General features: G+C 63.1%; 18 protein-coding genes. 8 read left to right on the top strand and 10 right to left on the bottom strand.

Annotation, left to right across the window (positions count from 1 at the left end; all coding sequences use genetic code 11):
• Positions 1-17 precede the first annotated feature (17 nt).
• On the bottom strand, positions 18-842 hold the full coding sequence (locus JF515_RS06330; protein ID WP_203102148.1) for an aspartate dehydrogenase: 825 nt from the start codon (positions 840-842) through the stop codon (positions 18-20).
• 230 nt (positions 843-1,072) lie between these two features.
• On the opposite strand from JF515_RS06330, the gene JF515_RS06325 reads away from it, so the two are divergent.
• The 3 genes from JF515_RS06325 (at position 1,073) to JF515_RS06315 (ending at position 3,848) form a co-directional block, all read left to right on the top strand.
• A complete protein-coding gene (locus tag JF515_RS06325; RefSeq protein WP_203102434.1) occupies positions 1,073-2,182 on the top strand; it encodes an ABC transporter substrate-binding protein in 1,110 nt (369 codons plus the stop codon).
• Positions 2,179-2,973 (top strand): ABC transporter ATP-binding protein, encoded by a 795-nt coding sequence (locus tag JF515_RS06320; protein ID WP_203102147.1) that lies wholly within the window; start codon positions 2,179-2,181, stop codon positions 2,971-2,973. The genes JF515_RS06325 and JF515_RS06320 overlap by 4 nt, the downstream gene beginning before the upstream one ends.
• A 152-nt stretch (positions 2,974-3,125) precedes the next feature.
• Complete coding sequence (locus JF515_RS06315) at positions 3,126-3,848, top strand: ABC transporter permease (protein WP_203102146.1); 723 nt, start codon at positions 3,126-3,128, stop codon at positions 3,846-3,848.
• On the opposite strand, the gene JF515_RS06310 is transcribed toward JF515_RS06315, so the two are convergent.
• Positions 3,839-4,834 (bottom strand): LysR substrate-binding domain-containing protein, encoded by a 996-nt coding sequence (locus JF515_RS06310; protein WP_203102145.1) that lies wholly within the window; start codon positions 4,832-4,834, stop codon positions 3,839-3,841. The genes JF515_RS06315 and JF515_RS06310 overlap by 10 nt on opposite strands.
• A gap of 157 nt (positions 4,835-4,991) precedes the next feature.
• On the opposite strand from JF515_RS06310, the gene JF515_RS06305 reads away from it, so the two are divergent.
• Genes JF515_RS06305 through JF515_RS06295 form a run of 3 tightly spaced genes read left to right on the top strand, consistent with a single transcriptional unit; the run spans position 4,992 to position 7,704 of the window.
• The gene (locus tag JF515_RS06305) at positions 4,992-5,978 is read left to right on the top strand and encodes a hypothetical protein (RefSeq protein WP_203102143.1); all 987 of its coding nucleotides are present in this window, start codon (positions 4,992-4,994) and stop codon (positions 5,976-5,978) included.
• Positions 5,978-6,757 carry an alpha/beta fold hydrolase gene (locus JF515_RS06300; RefSeq protein WP_203102142.1) on the top strand — a complete coding sequence of 260 codons (780 nt, stop codon included), beginning with the start codon at positions 5,978-5,980 and terminating at the stop codon, positions 6,755-6,757. Before JF515_RS06305 ends, JF515_RS06300 begins: the two co-directional genes overlap by 1 nt.
• Positions 6,754-7,704 (top strand): Gfo/Idh/MocA family oxidoreductase, encoded by a 951-nt coding sequence (locus tag JF515_RS06295; protein WP_203102140.1) that lies wholly within the window; start codon positions 6,754-6,756, stop codon positions 7,702-7,704. Before JF515_RS06300 ends, JF515_RS06295 begins: the two co-directional genes overlap by 4 nt.
• A 5-nt stretch (positions 7,705-7,709) precedes the next feature.
• On the opposite strand, the gene JF515_RS06290 is transcribed toward JF515_RS06295, so the two are convergent.
• The 4 genes from JF515_RS06290 to JF515_RS06275 all read right to left on the bottom strand — a co-directional run bounded on the left by JF515_RS06290 (position 7,710) and on the right by JF515_RS06275 (position 10,613).
• Positions 7,710-8,474, bottom strand: a complete 765-nt coding sequence (locus tag JF515_RS06290; RefSeq protein ID WP_203102138.1) for a sulfite exporter TauE/SafE family protein — start codon at positions 8,472-8,474, stop codon at positions 7,710-7,712.
• Positions 8,475-8,485: 11 nt separating this feature from the next.
• A complete protein-coding gene (locus JF515_RS06285) occupies positions 8,486-8,965 on the bottom strand; it encodes a regulatory protein RecX (RefSeq protein WP_203102137.1) in 480 nt (159 codons plus the stop codon).
• Complete coding sequence (gene recA, locus JF515_RS06280; protein ID WP_203102136.1) at positions 8,958-9,995, bottom strand: recombinase RecA; 1,038 nt, start codon at positions 9,993-9,995, stop codon at positions 8,958-8,960. The genes JF515_RS06285 and recA overlap by 8 nt, the downstream gene beginning before the upstream one ends.
• Before the next feature lie 129 nt (positions 9,996-10,124).
• The gene (locus JF515_RS06275; RefSeq protein WP_338015176.1) at positions 10,125-10,613 is read right to left on the bottom strand and encodes a CinA family protein; all 489 of its coding nucleotides are present in this window, start codon (positions 10,611-10,613) and stop codon (positions 10,125-10,127) included.
• Positions 10,614-10,742: 129 nt separating this feature from the next.
• On the opposite strand from JF515_RS06275, the gene JF515_RS06270 reads away from it, so the two are divergent.
• Positions 10,743-11,189 (top strand): pseudoazurin, encoded by a 447-nt coding sequence (locus JF515_RS06270; protein ID WP_203102135.1) that lies wholly within the window; start codon positions 10,743-10,745, stop codon positions 11,187-11,189.
• Positions 11,190-11,203: 14 nt separating this feature from the next.
• Here JF515_RS06270 and JF515_RS06265 read toward each other — a convergent pair whose 3' ends face one another.
• Positions 11,204-12,016, bottom strand: a complete 813-nt coding sequence (locus tag JF515_RS06265; protein ID WP_203102134.1) for a thioesterase family protein — start codon at positions 12,014-12,016, stop codon at positions 11,204-11,206.
• A 122-nt stretch (positions 12,017-12,138) separates the two neighbouring features.
• On the opposite strand from JF515_RS06265, the gene JF515_RS06260 reads away from it, so the two are divergent.
• A complete protein-coding gene (locus tag JF515_RS06260; protein ID WP_203102133.1) occupies positions 12,139-12,633 on the top strand; it encodes a PaaI family thioesterase in 495 nt (164 codons plus the stop codon).
• An 83-nt stretch (positions 12,634-12,716) separates the two neighbouring features.
• Here the strand turns inward: JF515_RS06260 and JF515_RS06255 are convergent, their stop codons facing one another.
• The 3 genes from JF515_RS06255 to JF515_RS06245 all read right to left on the bottom strand — a co-directional run bounded on the left by JF515_RS06255 (position 12,717) and on the right by JF515_RS06245 (position 15,831).
• Positions 12,717-13,154 (bottom strand): Fur family transcriptional regulator, encoded by a 438-nt coding sequence (locus tag JF515_RS06255; RefSeq protein WP_203102132.1) that lies wholly within the window; start codon positions 13,152-13,154, stop codon positions 12,717-12,719.
• A 228-nt stretch (positions 13,155-13,382) separates the two neighbouring features.
• Entirely contained in the window at positions 13,383-14,330 is a 948-nt protein-coding gene (argC, locus tag JF515_RS06250; protein ID WP_203102131.1) for an N-acetyl-gamma-glutamyl-phosphate reductase, read from the bottom strand.
• Positions 14,331-14,406: 76 nt separating this feature from the next.
• Positions 14,407-15,831 (bottom strand): alkaline phosphatase PhoX, encoded by a 1,425-nt coding sequence (locus JF515_RS06245; protein ID WP_203102130.1) that lies wholly within the window; start codon positions 15,829-15,831, stop codon positions 14,407-14,409.
• Positions 15,832-15,886 lie beyond the last annotated feature (55 nt).

Below are 15,886 nucleotides of genomic sequence, written 5' to 3'. Positions count from 1 at the left end.
GGGGGTGAGCGATGTTTTCAGGTGCCTACCCGCATCGGGGCGGTCATCTGTCGCAATACGGCAAGCACGCTCTGTGCCGTGATCCGCCCGGTCTTCGGATTACTGGTGGGGATGTTCTCGATGGTCATGGAGAACAAAGCGCTGTCTGAAACCACCGTAATGGTATGGGTGTTGCGTTGAATGGTCGGGTCCGCCCAGATCTCCAGTTGGGTCTGGTCAACGCCGATGCCCGCCAGCGACAGGGAAATCGCCACGTTCAGATTGGCGGGAAAGCCGGTGGCCGCCTCGCGGGCCTTGCCGGAAAACAGGCGTTTGGGAACGTCTATCCCTTCTATATCGATGCCATTGGCGACCAGGAATGGCGCCCCGCGAAATCCCTCCACGGGCTTGCGCGACACCATTTTCACCGACTCTATGCGGCCCTCGGCCGCGGCTTTGACCGCATCCAGCCCCAACAAGGCACCGGTGGGTACGATAATCCGCGCACCGTGCCGATCGGCCAGTTCGATCAGATCCATATTGTCGAGCATGGCCCCGGAACTGAGTACCACCAGCTTCTTACCGGCACGCAGTACCGGCTCGGCCAGGCGCCGCATCAACGCGGATGGCGCGCACTCGATGACCACGTCACAGTGGGGTTCCAACTGATCGATGCCCACCACCGGCACGTCCAGCCCCGCTTCCCGCAGCCAGTCTCGGGCCGCTTCCACGTTACGCGCCGACACCGCGCTCAGCGCCACGCCAGGGACCCTTCCATTCAGGGCGGTCGCCACGTCCCGTCCCACGGTTCCCAACCCGGCGATTCCCACTCTGATCACACCGGCGTGGTTGTTCAATGTCATATCGGCTCTCCGCCCTGAATGATTCATGGAGCGGATGGTGACGAAACAGGGCGGCTTCGAACAAACGACTTTTTTCCCCGCCATGCATTCATTCAAGTCATCCGTCATGCCTGATTAAGACTCATGCATCAGGGCCCGATTAATCATTTGCCGCCCATGATTCTGTGCCCATATCTTGCATAAAAATCATCCAGGCCCTGTGGCCGTTCCCTGCAACGGAGTGAACCAGCATGTCCAGTAAAGAAGGTCTTAAACTCGATCGTCGTACTTTTTTGAAAGGCGCGGCCGCGGCCGGCGCCGTGGCGATGGCACCCGCGGTGCTCGCCAAAAAAACACGAAACATCAAGTTTACTCTCCCCTGGCTACCGCAGGGCGCCACCGCCTATGCCTATGTGGCACAGGATCAGGGCATGTTCAAAAAACGGGGAATCGAAGCGGAAGTAACACGCGGGCATGGCTCGCTGGCGGCCGCGCAGTCGATCGCCAACAAGCAGTTCGACTTTGGTTTGGTTTCCGCTAGCTCAACCATCCTTTCCGCCGCCACCGGCCTGCCGTTGGTGGCCCTGGGCACCACCAACTATGAAGCCTATCTGGGCGCGCTGGTAAGAGCCGACTCACCCATCAAGACCGCCAAGGACCTGGTCGGCAAACGCATGGGCGGCGTGCCCTCATCCGTGGAGTTTCCGCTTTGGAAGGCCTTCGCGCTGAAGGCCGGGATTAAACCGGAGGATGTGGAAATCGTTCAGGCCGATCCGCGCATCCTTGAGCGGCTGCTGGTGGAGCGTAAAGTGGACGCTTCTTACTGTGTCACCAGCAGCTCCTACGCGGTGGCGAAGGGCCTCGGTGTGGAGACCCGCGCCATGCTGTTGAGCGATTACGGCATGTCGTTCTACTCCAACAACATCGTGACCCGCCCGGAAGTTCTGGAAAGCGACCCACAATTGTGCGAAGACGTTTGCGACGCCCTGCTGGAGGCCCTTGCCTTCACCGCCCGGGACCCGCAAAAAGCCGCCGACATTCTGCTCGAAAAACAACCTCAACTGGCGCTGAGCGAAGCGGGCAAGGAAAACGTACGCCTGAGCATGGGCTTCATGTTGGCATCACTGCCCTATCCTGAAGCCATGGACCACGCCCTGGGCTATAGCGATCTGGACCGCGTCGCCGAGATGACCGATCTGATCATGCAATACGCGGCACCGGAATCCGCCAAACGTCCTGATCCCGAGGTGCTGTTCACCAACCGTTTCATCGGCTCCACCACCCTCAGTGCCGGGGAGTGGAAGCAGGTCAAGGATTACAGTGCCGCCTTCCCGGCGATGCTGTCCGGAGGCGCGGCATGACAGCCAAAGCCAAGCACCTGGATCTCTGGCAGGTCAGCAAGACCTACCAAAGTGCCCAAGGGCCAGTGGAGGCGGTCAGTGACGTCACCTTGTCCATCGAGGAGGGAGATTTTGTCTCCATCCTCGGCCCTAGTGGCTGTGGAAAATCCACCTTGATGATGATGCTTGCCGGTCTGGAAAGTATCACCGACGGCGTCGTGGTCGAACGCGGCAGACAGGTGACCGGCCCACGGGAAGACGTGGGCCTGATCTTCCAGGACGCCACCCTGCTCCCCTGGCTGTCGGTATTGGACAATGTCCTGTTCCCGGTGAAAATACTGAAAAAACCAAGAAACGAATATCTACGACGCGCGCATGACCTGCTCGCCATGGTAGGCCTTTCGAAGTTCGAGAATCACCGCCCCTCGCAGCTATCCGGTGGTATGCGCCAGCGGGTGTCAATCTGCCGCGCCCTGATTCTTGATCCCCCGCTGTTGATGATGGATGAACCGTTCAGCGCCCTGGATGCCATCACCCGTGACGAAATGAATCTTGCCCTGCTCGATATCTGGCAGAAGAACCCGAAGACCGGCGTATTCATCACCCACAGCATTCGTGAGGCGGTTCTGCTCTCCGATCGGGTGTTGGTGATGGGCGGCCGCCCTTCCAAAGTGGTGTGTGATATCAAAATTCCGTTCGGTCGACCACGGCCTGACGATATCGCGGAAAGCCCGGAATTCAACAAGCTGTGTGGCGAACTCAAACAATACATTCAAAGCGGGCATAAGCGCACGGAGGATGTCTCCACATGAGAATCGGAAAAACCAACGGCTACCATTCCACCGTGCCCTGCACGCCCCGAGGCAGTGCGCGCGCGACTGTTCCGCCGGCGCATGCCCGAGCGCAACGACCATCAAGGCCCACATTGACCCCCGCGGAAGTACAACTTCTTCAACGCGTACTCATGCCGCTGATGGTGGTCACGGTGTTCCTGGGCGGCTGGGAGTTCACGGTCCATCATATGGACATTCCACGCAGTTTGCTGCCCGCGCCCAGTTATGTGTACGAACGCATGCGCACCACCTTCTCGCCTTTGATGACCAATGCCTGGCCAACCACCCTGGAAACCATGGTCAGCTTTCTCATCGCCACCGTCGGAGGCGTGGTACTGGCACTGGCATTGACATCATCGACGTTGATGAACGCCTCCTTTTACCCGATCGTCGTGTTCTTCCAACTGATCCCCAAAATCGCGCTGGCTCCTCTGTTCGTCGTCTGGATGGGGATCGGAAGCACTACTCGTATCGAGTTCGCCGCCTTCATGGCGTTTTTTCCCGTGGTGATTTCGACGATGGCCGGTTTACGCGCCACGCCAGGCGACGCCCTGCGCCTTTGTCAGGGACTGACCGCGACGCCATGGCAGGTTTTTTTCCTGGTACGCCTTCCCTATGCCGTGCCGTATATTTTCAGCGGCATGAAAATCGCTATTACCCTGGCCATGATTGGCGTCATCGTCGCTGAATTCATCAGCGCCGAACGAGGGCTGGGCTATCTGATCGTATTCGCGTCGTCACAAGCCGATACCGCGCTGATTCTGGCCGCGATTCTGATTCTCTGTGCTATTGGTCTGGTGTTGTACGGCCTGGTCGCGTTAGGCGAGTGGCTAGCCATGCGTCGTTACTGTTGAACGTCTTCCAGATCATCCGGGGCCACCGCCAGATCACGCGTTTTTTCGTTATCGGCCTCGGCCAGAAGCCAGTTGCAAAAAGTGCGCACCGCGTATTCGTTGCGATTTTCTTCCCGGGTCAGCAAATAGTAGGAACCCGCGCTTTCCACATCGCCCTTCAAAGGCTGCACAAGATCCATGCCTTCCAGGCAGTTGTTGAGGATCACGGAAGGGATCAGGGCCACGCCCTTGCAGTTCAGGGCGGCACGAATGGTCATGAAGAAATGGCCATAGGTAATGGCATCGGTTTTCTCGGTCAGGGTGACATCGTGCGCGGCCAGCCAGTCCGGCCAGGCAAATTCGCGGCTGGCATTATGAATCAGCCGATACTTAAGCAGGTCCCGCGCTTCATTGATGGCCGCGCCCTGGGACAACAGCTTGCTCGACAGTACCGGCACCAGAAGATCGGGAAACAGGTACTCAGCCGTCACGCCTTTCCAATTGGTGACCATGTCCATTTCCACGCGTGGCAAATGTTTGTCACGCAGCACGCCGGGAGGCGACCCCACGCGAATCGCCACATCGATTTCCCGAGCGTCGAAGTTAACCGGCTCAATGGAAGAAATCATGCGCACTTCGATGTCCGGGTAGGTTTCGCTGAAGCTGCCAAGGCGAGGCATCAGCCAATTGGCACCCAGCGTCGGCATGACGCTGAGGGTAAGCGAGGCTTTTCGGTCCGGCTGCATGACATCCCGCGTGGCCTTCTCGATCTCGGCCAAAGCATGATGCACGGCACGGAAATATTCCTCTCCCGCCGGTGTCAGCTCCACGCGGCGAGTCAGGCGGTCGAACATTCGCTGGCCCAGATAATCTTCCAGGGAGCGGACATGACGGCTCACCGCGCTCTGCGTCAAGCACAACTCGTCAGCCGCGTGGGTAAAGGAAAGGTGCCGTGCGGCCGCTTCAAAAGCGCGCAACGAAAGCAAAGGTGGGTAACGGACCGGCATGATCGACTCCTGGCTGATCGCCGTTCGAGACATACATGAACATAACTCATGGGTGTAGCCGCGACAAATCGTTTGTCCACCCCAACCACGTTTTCTATAACCGTAGTTGGCAAATTGACTCGGAGCCTTCTCTCTCCGGTATCGTGAGGAAAAAACTATGGCAAAGGTGATTCTCGGCGTGGGCTCTTCCCACAGCCCCACTCTCTTGATGGAACCGCCCGCCTGGTTGGCGCGCGCGGGGCAGGACGATGTACACATTCATGCCCTGCATGACTTCGAAGGTGCCCGGGTCAGCTATGAGGAGCTGCTCGCCAAGGCCAGCCCGGCGATTCTCAAGGAAATCGAGATGGATGTTCTTTGGAAGCGCCATGAAGCAAACCAGAAAGCCGTGGCGGAGATAAGGACCATCCTTGGCGAAGCTAAGCCGGATGTGATTCTGGTCATCGGAGATGATCATAAGGAAGTATTCCAGGACGACAATATGCCGGCGCTGTCCGTGTACTGGGGCGAAACATTGCCCTACAAGCCGCAGGGCATGATGAAATGGAAGTATGACCAGGATCTTCGTGCCACGGACTGGTATCCGCAGGAAGAGCGGGAATACCCGGTTGCCTCGAAGCTGGCCCGTTCGTTGATCGAATCGCTTATGCAACGCGATTTCGACGTGGCCCATTCACGCCACTATCAACCTGAACAGGGCATGAGTCACTCATTCGGGTATGTGTACTACAAGATGATCGAAGGCGATCCGATTCCCATCGTTCCGGTAAGCATCAACACCTATTATCCGCCCAACCAGATCACCCCGGCTCGCGCCTATAATCTGGGTGGCGCGATTCGCGAGATTATCGAGGGCTGGCCCGCGGATCTGCGCGTGGCGGTGATCGCGACAGGCGGCTTGAGCCATTTCGTGGTCGACGAGGATTTTGATCGCCGCTTCCTGGATATCATGGCCACCGGCACCCTGGAAGACCATGCCTCCTTACCGAGAGAGAAACTCCAATCAGGTAACTCCGAGTTCCGTTGCTGGTCGGCTCTGGCCGGCACCGTCCAGGGTATGAAGATGGATCTGATCGATTATGTGCCCTGCTATCGCAGCCCCGCCGGCACCGGCTGTGCCATGGCTTTCGCGGTGTGGCACTAATGTGGGTGGAGGCCGACCAGGCGCATCTCTACTACGAGTATCATGACGAGGCACCAAGCCGGGACACCCTGGTATTTCTGCACGGCGTGGGCGGCAATCACGCCAGCTGGTTCCACCAGGTCGCCCACTGGCGCTCGCGTTACCGGCTGCTAATCGCCGACGCGCGAGGCTTCGGCCGTTCCACCGACCCCGGCCGGTTGGGGCGGGACCGTTTCGTCGAGGACCTGGAGACGATTCTCGACCATGCCGGGGTGGAACGCGCCGTGCTGGTGGCGCAATCCATGGGGGGAGGGACCGCCGTGACCTTTACCTGCCGGTACCCGGAACGGGTCCGTGGTCTGGTACTGGTGGATACTCTGTTCGGCTTCGAACTGCCCGCGGCTCAGGCACAACGGATGCAAGCGCTCAGCGACCGCAACGCGCAACGGTCACAAATCGAGCGAGTACTGGGCCGTACCTTTATCGAAAAACATCCCGACCAGGTCGCGCTGTACAGCGCCATCGCATCCTTCAACATCACCAATGTGCGCACCCTGAGCGGTCACCAGCAACAGCATTCACCCGCCGCCCTCGCCGCCACCGGCGTTCCCATCCTGCTGGTAGCGGGCGATGAGGATGTGCTGTTCCCCGCCCGGGAAATCGCCTTACTTCATGAGCAAATAGCCGGTTCCGGTTTTCATTGTTTCTCCGGCGTCGGGCATTCACCCTATTTTGAAGCGCCGGACCGGTTCAACCGGCTACTGGATGACTGGTGGCGTAATGAAGGGGTCCTGTCATGACTGACCCGCTGCGCATTGCTCTGATTGGTGAGGGGGCCATGGGCGCCACCCATGCGGACACCCTGGCCCGTCTCGATGGCGCACGCATCACCCTGTTGGTGGCCAAGGAGCCGCGACGGGGTAGCGAGCTGGCCCGGCGGCACGGGATCGATGAGGTCACCACCCACTATGAGACCATCCTGACCCGCCGCGACCTGGACGCGGTAATTCTCGCCTCACCATCCACCCTTCATGCCAAGCAGGCATTGCAGGCAATAAATGCCGGCCTGCCCTGCCTGGTGGAAATTCCGGCGGCGCTCAATTTTGAAGACTGCAAGGCTCTGGCGGCCGCACAGCGTCGCGCCGGCGTGCCACTGATGGTCGCGCATAGCCGCCGTTTTTCGCCAGCACACAGGATATTGCGCGAACACCTGCAAAATGGCCGCTTTCATCTTCAGCACCTGGTGTCGGAGACCTATTTCTTCCGCCGCGAAAACCTCAACATGTTCGGTGAACCCCGGGACTGGACCGATAACCTCCTATGGCACCATGCCTGTCACAGCATCGATCTTTTCACATGGCTGCTGGAGGGCCATGAATTCGATGTGTGGGGACAATGCGGACCACCGCATTCGCAACTTGGGATTCCCATGGACATGACCGTGGGAATGCGCTCGCTCACGGGCGGGCAACTGGCATCCATGGCGCTGTCATTCAACAATCGCGGTCCCTTCGGTGGTTTCTACCGCTACATCGGAGAGGAACAAACCTACCGGGTATTTCGCAATACGTTGACCGATAGCGAAGACAGAACCCTGACCGGCAATGGCGATGCTTTCCTGGAGCAGGACCGGGCTTTCCTGAAGGCGGTTCGTGACGGTGACACTCCCGAAAGCAGCATTCACTCGGTGCTGCCGGCCATGAGCTTGCTACAACGTTTGCAGACCATCATGAGTGGCCAACGCTGATTCGATCAACGAATGAAAGCGGCGGCGCAAACCAGCACGACCATCACCAGAAGAATCCACTTGAGCACTTTCTGCGAGACCTGGTGGGCGAAGCCCACGCCCAGCCGCACGCCCAGCAGCATCCCCGCCCCCACCAGCAATCCCGGTAGCCAGGCCACCTGCCCGCGCCAGGCGAAAACACTCAGGGCGAGCACGGTAAAGCCACCGGTGATGGCCAGCTTGAGGCCGTTGGTGCGCACCAGATCATAGCGGAGCTGGCCCGCCAGCACGGCGATCAGCAGAAAACCCACCCCGGCCTGGGCGAAGCCGCCGTAGGCGCCGGTGAGGAACAGGCCCACCCAGGCCGCCGGCGTGGAGGCCAGCGCCCGGGGCGCTTCATCGGGGCCGGCCACCAGGGTGGCCGGTTTGAGCACCATGACCACCGCCATCAGCACCAGAGTGCCGAGCAGCACCGGTTCCAGAATATCGCTGGGCAGAAAGGAAGCGGCCAGACTACCCAGCAAGGCGCCGGCCAGGGTCGGCACCAGGATGCCAGGCAAGGTGCCGAATGGCATGGAGCCGTGGCGGTGAAACTGGCGCACGCCCTCCAGGCACTGGATCAGCACGCCCACGCGCATGGTGCCGTTGGCGAGAGCCGGGCCCATGCCGGTGAGCATCAGCAACGGTAGAATCAGCAAGCCACCACCGCCGGCCAGGGTGTTGATAAAGCCGGCGATCACGCCGGAGCCCAGCAGTGCGGCGACCAGCCAGGGGTCGGCGAGGTATTCCATTGGGAAGCGCCTTAATCCTCGAAAGCATCCAGAGCCGCGAAGCACTGCTCCGCGTCAAACCCCCGGGCCTGCAGAAAGCGTAACTGTTTGCCTTTTTCCTTACGATCCGCCGGCGGATGCCGGAAGCGGCGGCCGTGGACTTCGCGGGCCAGGGCAAACCAGTCGCAGTCCGCTTCATCCAGGGCAGCACCGATCAGTTCGTCGCCCAGCCCTTTCTCCCGCAGTTCGGCGCGGATACGCAGGGGCCCCTGGCCACGCTCGATGCGCGAGCGCACGAAAAAACCGGCGAAACGCCGGTCATTGAGAAAGTCGTGCTCCTGGCACCATTCCAGCACCGGGTCCAGCGCCGCCGCGTCACCGAACTTGCGCCGCATCTTGCCGCGCAGTTCGTGGTGGCCGTGGTCCCGCCGCGCCAGCAGCTTGATGGCGTACTGGCGCAGGGTGGCCTCATCCACGGGGCCGTCGCCGGCCCCGTCATGCCGTTCACTCATCCGTGGCTTCGGACTTCTCGTCGGCCTCGGCGGGTGCGTCGCCGGGCACCGCCAGCAGACGGGAGCGGATTTCCTTCTCGATGGCCTGGGCCACGTCCGGATGCTCGGCCAGATAATCACAGGCGTTCTGCTTGCCCTGGCCGATCTTGTCGCCCTGGTAGGCGTACCAGGCGCCGGACTTGTCCACCAGCCCCTGCTGCACGCCCAGGTCCAGCACTTCGCCGAGCTGATTGATGCCCTGGCCATAGAGAATCTGGAATTCGGCCTGCTTGAACGGCGGCGCCACCTTGTTCTTGACCACCTTGACGCGGGTCTCGTTGCCGATTACTTCATCACCCTGCTTGACCGCGCCGATGCGGCGGATGTCCAGGCGCACGGAGGAGTAGAACTTGAGGGCGTTACCACCGGTGGTGGTTTCCGGATTGCCGAACATGACGCCGATCTTCATGCGGATCTGGTTGATGAACACCACCAGACAGTTGGCGTTCTTCACGTTGCCGGTGATCTTGCGCAGCGCCTGGCTCATCAGGCGGGCCTGCAGGCCCACGTGGGCATCACCCATTTCGCCTTCGATCTCGGCCTTCGGTACCAGAGCGGCCACCGAGTCCACGATCACCACGTCCACGGCGCCGGAGCGCACCAGCATGTCGGTGATTTCCAGCGCCTGCTCGCCGGTGTCCGGCTGCGACACGATCAGGTCGTCCACGTTGACGCCCAGCTTCTCGGCGTAGTCCGGGTCCAGGGCGTGTTCGGCGTCGACGAAGGCGCAGGTGGCGCCTTTCTTCTGCGCCTGGGCGATCACGCTCAGGGTCAGGGTCGTCTTACCGGAGGATTCCGGACCGTAGATTTCCACGATGCGGCCCTTGGGCAGACCACCGATGCCCAGGGCGATATCCAGCCCCAGGGAACCGGTGGAGATGGCGGGAATACGCTCGCGTTTCTGGTCGCCCATGCGCATCACCGACCCTTTGCCGAATTGACGCTCGATCTGGGACAGCGCTGCGGACAGTGCCTTGCTCTTGTCGCTCATTGGTGAACCCCTCTTCGATTCCGTGTGCCGCCATCGTGATAACAGTCATCCAATCCTGACCCGATGACCAGCACTGTCTATTTGGACAGCATTATGAGCAGTGTTTGGCCGGGCTGCAACCCCCGGCGCTCAAAGCGCCGCCAGACGGGCCCGGAGCCCTTCCAGAGCGGCGACGATGGTGGCCCGGCGCACCGCGGAGCGGTCACCGGGAAAGTGGAACCGCTCGGCACGGGACCAGCCTGGCGTCTGCGCCCAGCCGATCCAGACCGTGCCCACCGGCTTGTCGTCAGTGCCGCCGCCGGGGCCGGCCACGCCGCTCACCGCCACGCTGAGATCCGCCCGCGAGCGGGCCAGGGCGCCGCGCGCCATTTCCAGCACCGTGGCCTCGCTGACCGCGCCGTGGCGCTCCAGGGTCGCGGCAGCCACGCCCAGCATCTCCATCTTGGCATCATTGGAATAGGTGACGAAGCCGCGCTCGAACCAGTCCGAGGAACCGGCCACCTCGGTGAGCGCCTGGGCAATGCCGCCGCCGGTGCAGGATTCCGCGGTGGCCACCTTCAGGCCCCGCTCAAGCAGGTCACGGGCCAAGGCCCGCACCGTCTGGTCGATGTCCGTCACGAAGGCTCCTCGCGTCGCCGGCCAATGAAGCCGCCATCATAACGCCGTGCTTGACCCAGGTCATGGGGCGCCGCGCCCGGCGCGTTACCCTGGGCGCCGCTTATCACTTTCCTGTCGAGGAGTTCATCGATGCGCGTTTCCCGCTCCGCCCTGGCCGTCCTGGTTTCCGGCCTGATCGCCACCGCTCCGGCGCTGGCCACCGATCACGAAGTCCATATGAAGAACCAGGGTGCCGACGGCACCATGGTGTTCGAACCCGGTTACCTGAAAGTGGCCCCCGGCGACACCGTCACCTTCGTGCCCGAGGACGCGGCCCATAACAGCCACGCCGTGTTCACCCCGGCCGGCGCCGACGCCTGGCAGGGCCAGCTCAATGAGAAAGTCACGGTGACCCTGTCCAAGGAAGGGGTATACCTGTATCAGTGCGACCCGCACATGCCGCTGGGCATGGTGGGCGTGATCCAGGTTGGCGCCGCCGGCAATCTGGACGCCGCCAAGGAGAAAGCCGGGACGCTCAGCGCCGGCATGGCCATGAACAAGGGGCGCTTCGCCGACTACCTCGGCAAGGTGAACTGATCCGGCGCCATGGCTTAACCACCGTACACCGGCATCGCCAGGGTTGCCTGCAGAATCCGGCCCACGGGACCGCGCTCGTCATGGAGCGTGGTCTCCACCAGGCCATTGCCATTGGTGTGCATGCGCGCCCGCGCGTCCAGACCCAGCCACTCCCCCTCCGGCGCGCGGTGCAGATAAAGACTGATGTCAGCGTTGATGCTGCCGGTGTTTTCGTTGACCTGGAGCTGGCCGACGCCGTTGCCGAAATCCGACAGGGTGGCGGCCTGCACCGACGGCGAGCACACCTGCCCCGCCACCACCGGCACCGGCAGACGCATCCAGACACGGCCGCGTCCGTGCCCTTCCACCCCGTCCACCAGCGTCACCGCCACGGTGTGGTGCAGGCCCGGCAACGGCAGGGCTTCCCGCTCGCCGCGCGCCGCCAGATCCGCCAGGCTGGCCTCCCCGCCCGGCTCCCGGGGCGGCAGATTTCCGGGTTCGAAGCGCGCCGCTTCCGGCACGTCCAGCGGCACCTGTTCCAGATACAGCGCCGTGGCCCGGCATACCAGCACCTCGCCGGCGAACAGATCACCCTGCAGCAGACGCAGGCGGCGACCATCACGCACGGTCTCCACGCGCACCGACAACGGCGCGGCGGGCACCGGCCGCAGCAGGTCCAGGGTGAAGCGGGCCAGCCGCAGGCCGCCTTCCGTGCCCACCGGCTCCAGCACCGAGGCCAGCAGCCCCGCCGGGGAACCGCCATGCAGGTAATCCGGGCTCCACGGGCCCTGGGCATTCTCGGAGGGGTGATACAGGTCGCCGTCGCGGCGGAACAGGGCCGTACTCATGATGCGCGATCCTCGTTATTATGCGGCGCTTGCAAAGAGCAACCGATCATAAGAACCGTTCCCGCCATGAGCAAGGGAGGCTTGAGGCTCAAGGCGGAAACCCTGGCTACGGGAAACCCATCATGAGCGAACACCCCCTTGCCCTGCAGGACCGGGGCCATCCGGACGGCGTCTGTTACGGCTGCGGCAGCGCCCACCCCAGCGGCCTGCGTCTGAAGAGCCATTGGGACGAAGAAGGCCGGCACGTGATCGCCACCCACACCCCGGCACCGGAGTTCACCGGCTGGCCCGGGCTGGTGTACGGCGGCCTGCTGGCGATGCTGATCGACTGCCACTCCAACTGGACCGCCATGGCCTGGCACTACCGGGCCGAAAACCGGGAACCCGGCAGCGAGCCGATCATCAATTGCGTCACTGGCCGGCTCGACATCCGCTACCTGAAACCCACGCCCATGGGCGTGCCGCTGCGCCTGAAAGCCTGGGTGGAAGGCGACGTGGGCCGCAAAAGCCGGGTGATCTGCGAAGTGTGGGCCGGCGACGTGCTCACCGCCACCGCCGACTCCGTGTTCGTGCGCGTGGACACGGACCAGTTGGCGAAGGCGGCAAGCGGTGGCTGATCGCCCCCCGTAGGAGCGGCTTTAGCCGCGATTCGGCGCCGGAGATCGCGACTGAAGTCGCTCCTACGAGGCTCTACGGGGCGCTACGGAGCGCGATCCGCCCCGGAGCGACGCACCCGGATCACCAGCTTGCGCCCCACGATCTCGAAGCCGTGGCGCTCGGCGATGGCCCGTTGCCGGGCCTCGATCAGCGGGTCCTGGAATTCCAGGATACGGCCGGTTTCCACGCACACCATGTGGTCATGCTCGGCGCCATCGGCCAGCTCGAACAGGCTGCGCCCCATGGCATGCCGGTCGAAGTGATGGCGATGCACCAGGCCGGCTTCCTCGAGATCGGTGAGCACCCGGTAGATGGAGGATATGCCCATGCGCTCCCCGGCCTGACGCAGCCGCGCGTAGATATCGTCGGCGCTCAGGTGGTGGCGCTCCGGCATGGCCGACTCCAGCAATTGAAAGATCCGTTCCCGGGCCGCCGTGGCCTTCAGCCCCGCCCGCGCCAGGACCTGACGTTCTCGACTCATTACCGCTACCTCCTTGTCTCTCTCTCCCTATAGACGAATGAAACGCCCCGGGTTCACATCTCCTACCGTGAACGGCGTCACATCGCCATGCATTATTGTAATGATACCCATTCTCAACCGTGATTGGGCAGAATCCAAGCCTCGGAGGTATGGGAAAAGAGGGAAGTATGGAAAAAGGAGTATCGCGGCTGAAGCGGAACGCCGCCCCAGCCGCGACGGGCGGACACGTCAGACCGTCAGGCCGGTGGTCTCGTCCAGGCCCAGATGCACATTCATGTTCTGCACGGCGGCGCCGGCGGCGCCCTTGCCCAGGTTGTCGAGCCGGGCGACCACGCACTGGCGCTCGCCGTTGCCGAACAGGAACAGCTCCACCCGATTGGTGTCGTTGCTGCCCTGCACGTCGAAGAAGCCACCGTCCAGCGCATCCGGGTCACCGGGGGCGTGCACGCGCACGAACGGCTCGCCGGCGTAACGTTCCTTGAAGGTCTGGTAGAGCGCGTCCGCGTCGGTGCCGGCCTTCAGGTGCGACAGGTGCAGCGGCACGGTCACCGCCAGGCCCTTCAGAAAGGGCCCCACCGTGGGCACGAATACCGGCGCCGACCCCAGGCCGGCGTAGCGCTGCATTTCCGGCAGGTGCTTGTGCTCCAGGCCCAGCGCGTAGGAGCGGGGCGCGCTCAAGCGGCCTTCGCTGTCGGCGTCGTAGTCGGCGATCATCTTCTTGCCGCCGCCGCTGTAGCCGGTGATGGAGGTGGCGGTGAGCGGGTAGTCCGCCGGCAGCAGGCCGGCGTCCACCAGCGGCCGCACCGCCAGGATGAAGGCGCTGGCGTGGCAGCCCACATTGGCGATCCGCTTGCTGCCGCGGATCGCCTCACGCTGGCCCGGGGCCAACTCCGGCAGGCCGTACACCCAATCGTCCGCTACCCGAAAGGCGGTGCTGGCGTCGATCAGGCAGGTGTCCGGGTTATCGACCATGGCGGCCGCCTCCCGGGAGGCGGCGTCGGGCAGGCACAGAAAGGCCACGTCGGCGGCGTTCAGCAGACGGGCGCGCTCGACCGGGTCCTTGCGCAGGGCGCTGTCGATGCGCAGCAGCTCGACGTCGTCGCGGGTTTCCAGATAGTCGAACAGGCGCAGCCCGGTGGTGCCTTCCTGACCGTCTACATAAACCTTGAATGCCATTGTCGCCATCTCTCTCGGTGTGCCGGACCGGAAAGCCTAGGCACAAGGCCGGTTGGATGCAACGATCAAAGCCGCTTCAGGGCCGGAACGAGGCCGGCACGGTGAGCTCGTAGGTGCGCCCCAGGGGCAGAATGCCGGTGACCCCGGACGGCGCCCGCTGGGAGCTGAAGTAAAGCCGCCCGCCATCCGGCGTGAACGCCGGACCGGTCAGTTCGCTGCCACCGCCGGGCACCTGCAGCAGAATTTTCGCCGGCTGGTTGGGCACCATTACCATCAGACGCATGGCGTCGCCGTCCTCGGCCACTACCACGTCCCCCATGGGACTCACCACCAGGTTGTCCACGTCGTCGAACTTGTCCTCACCAGCGGTGATCAACTGCTCGTTGTCGAACACCACCTCGATCAGATCGTTGTCCACGTCCAGGGCATGCACCCGGTTATCGCCCTTGCAGGCGAAGAACACCACCGCCCGCAGCGGATGCTCGAAACCGGACACTTGGGGCTGCTCACCCTCCGGCCAGTACTGAATCCAGATGCCCTCACCGCCTTTGAAGCGAGTGCCCGGCGCGCCCTGGCCGGTGCCATCCTCGATGCTGGAGCGCACCCTGCTTTGCGGCTGGTCCGGGGACTGAACGTCCACCCATTTGACCCGACGAATCTGGCGGGCGCTTTCCAACTCTTCCATGTAGGCGCCGTTCTCGAATTCTTCCACCTCCAGAACCTGCAGCACGCCATTGTCCAGATCCAGGCCCTGGTTACCGTTGATGGCGCTGACCCGGCCGGCGGAGCGGAAGCGGTACAGACGGCCATCGCCCTCGTCCTCGGTCATGAACACCGAGCCGGTGGCCATGTCCACGGCGGCGGCCTCGTGCTTGAAGCGCCCCATGGCCGGGTGGGACCGGGCTTGGCGAGGCGTGCCCCGGGGGTCGCATTCATGGACCAGACCATCCTCCACTTCCTCGCAGGACAACCAGGTTCCCCAGGGCGTGGCGCCACCGGCGCAGTTGATGCGGGTGTTCTTGAGAATCGGGTAAGCGTCCAGCAGTTCACCGTCGGCGCCGAAACGCAGCGCCCCCACCCCGCCAGGCAGGAATTCGCTGTTGGAGACGTACACCCAGCCACCATCGGCCATCGGAAAGACGGCGCCGCCGTCCGGCAATGGGTGCCACAGGAACAGCGGCACCCCGGGCACCGGCTGCCGGCCGGCGGTGGCCACCAAGCGCAGGGAGAACCCCTCGGGGATCAACACACCGTCGACGCCGGAATCCACCAGCGGGCCAATGCCGGACAACGGCCCGGCCCGCAGGGGCAGCTCCCGGGCCGGAGGCTGTGGCTCCGGGATCGGCTCCGACGTGCCGCCGCCATCGTCCGGGTCGCGGGGTGTTCCATTGTCGCCGTCGGACGACGAGCCGGAGGAAGAACCGCCACCACAGGCGGCCAGAGCGGCGCCACCGCCACCCAGGAACATCAGTTGCAGAATATCGCGTCGGGAAATCGTCATGGTCCAACCCTTCAGATCCAGATTGAACCCAGGCTAGGCCGGAAACATGACCACC

Source organism: Alloalcanivorax marinus, from assembly GCF_016785095.1.
GTDB lineage: Bacteria > Pseudomonadota > Gammaproteobacteria > Pseudomonadales > Alcanivoracaceae > Alloalcanivorax > Alloalcanivorax marinus_A.
This window is presented reverse-complemented; position numbering and strand designations above follow the sequence as displayed.

Coding starts and splice junctions, on each gene's coding strand:
- JF515_RS06330 (WP_203102148.1), bottom strand. CDS start 842: ATGACATTGAACAACCACGCCGGTGTGATCAGAGTGGGAATCGCCGGG.
- JF515_RS06310 (WP_203102145.1), bottom strand. CDS start 4,834: ATGCCGGTCCGTTACCCACCTTTGCTTTCGTTGCGCGCTTTTGAAGCG.
- recA (WP_203102136.1), bottom strand. CDS start 9,995: ATGAGCGACAAGAGCAAGGCACTGTCCGCAGCGCTGTCCCAGATCGAG.
- JF515_RS06260 (WP_203102133.1), top strand. CDS start 12,139: ATGAGCGAACACCCCCTTGCCCTGCAGGACCGGGGCCATCCGGACGGC.
- JF515_RS06255 (WP_203102132.1), bottom strand. CDS start 13,154: ATGAGTCGAGAACGTCAGGTCCTGGCGCGGGCGGGGCTGAAGGCCACG.
- JF515_RS06265 (WP_203102134.1), bottom strand. CDS start 12,016: ATGAGTACGGCCCTGTTCCGCCGCGACGGCGACCTGTATCACCCCTCC.
- JF515_RS06325 (WP_203102434.1), top strand. CDS start 1,073: ATGTCCAGTAAAGAAGGTCTTAAACTCGATCGTCGTACTTTTTTGAAA.
- argC (WP_203102131.1), bottom strand. CDS start 14,330: ATGGCATTCAAGGTTTATGTAGACGGTCAGGAAGGCACCACCGGGCTG.
- JF515_RS06290 (WP_203102138.1), bottom strand. CDS start 8,474: ATGGAATACCTCGCCGACCCCTGGCTGGTCGCCGCACTGCTGGGCTCC.
- JF515_RS06315 (WP_203102146.1), top strand. CDS start 3,126: ATGCCGCTGATGGTGGTCACGGTGTTCCTGGGCGGCTGGGAGTTCACG.
- JF515_RS06270 (WP_203102135.1), top strand. CDS start 10,743: ATGCGCGTTTCCCGCTCCGCCCTGGCCGTCCTGGTTTCCGGCCTGATC.
- JF515_RS06300 (WP_203102142.1), top strand. CDS start 5,978: ATGTGGGTGGAGGCCGACCAGGCGCATCTCTACTACGAGTATCATGAC.
- JF515_RS06245 (WP_203102130.1), bottom strand. CDS start 15,831: ATGACGATTTCCCGACGCGATATTCTGCAACTGATGTTCCTGGGTGGC.
- JF515_RS06305 (WP_203102143.1), top strand. CDS start 4,992: ATGGCAAAGGTGATTCTCGGCGTGGGCTCTTCCCACAGCCCCACTCTC.
- JF515_RS06285 (WP_203102137.1), bottom strand. CDS start 8,965: ATGAGTGAACGGCATGACGGGGCCGGCGACGGCCCCGTGGATGAGGCC.
- JF515_RS06320 (WP_203102147.1), top strand. CDS start 2,179: ATGACAGCCAAAGCCAAGCACCTGGATCTCTGGCAGGTCAGCAAGACC.
- JF515_RS06295 (WP_203102140.1), top strand. CDS start 6,754: ATGACTGACCCGCTGCGCATTGCTCTGATTGGTGAGGGGGCCATGGGC.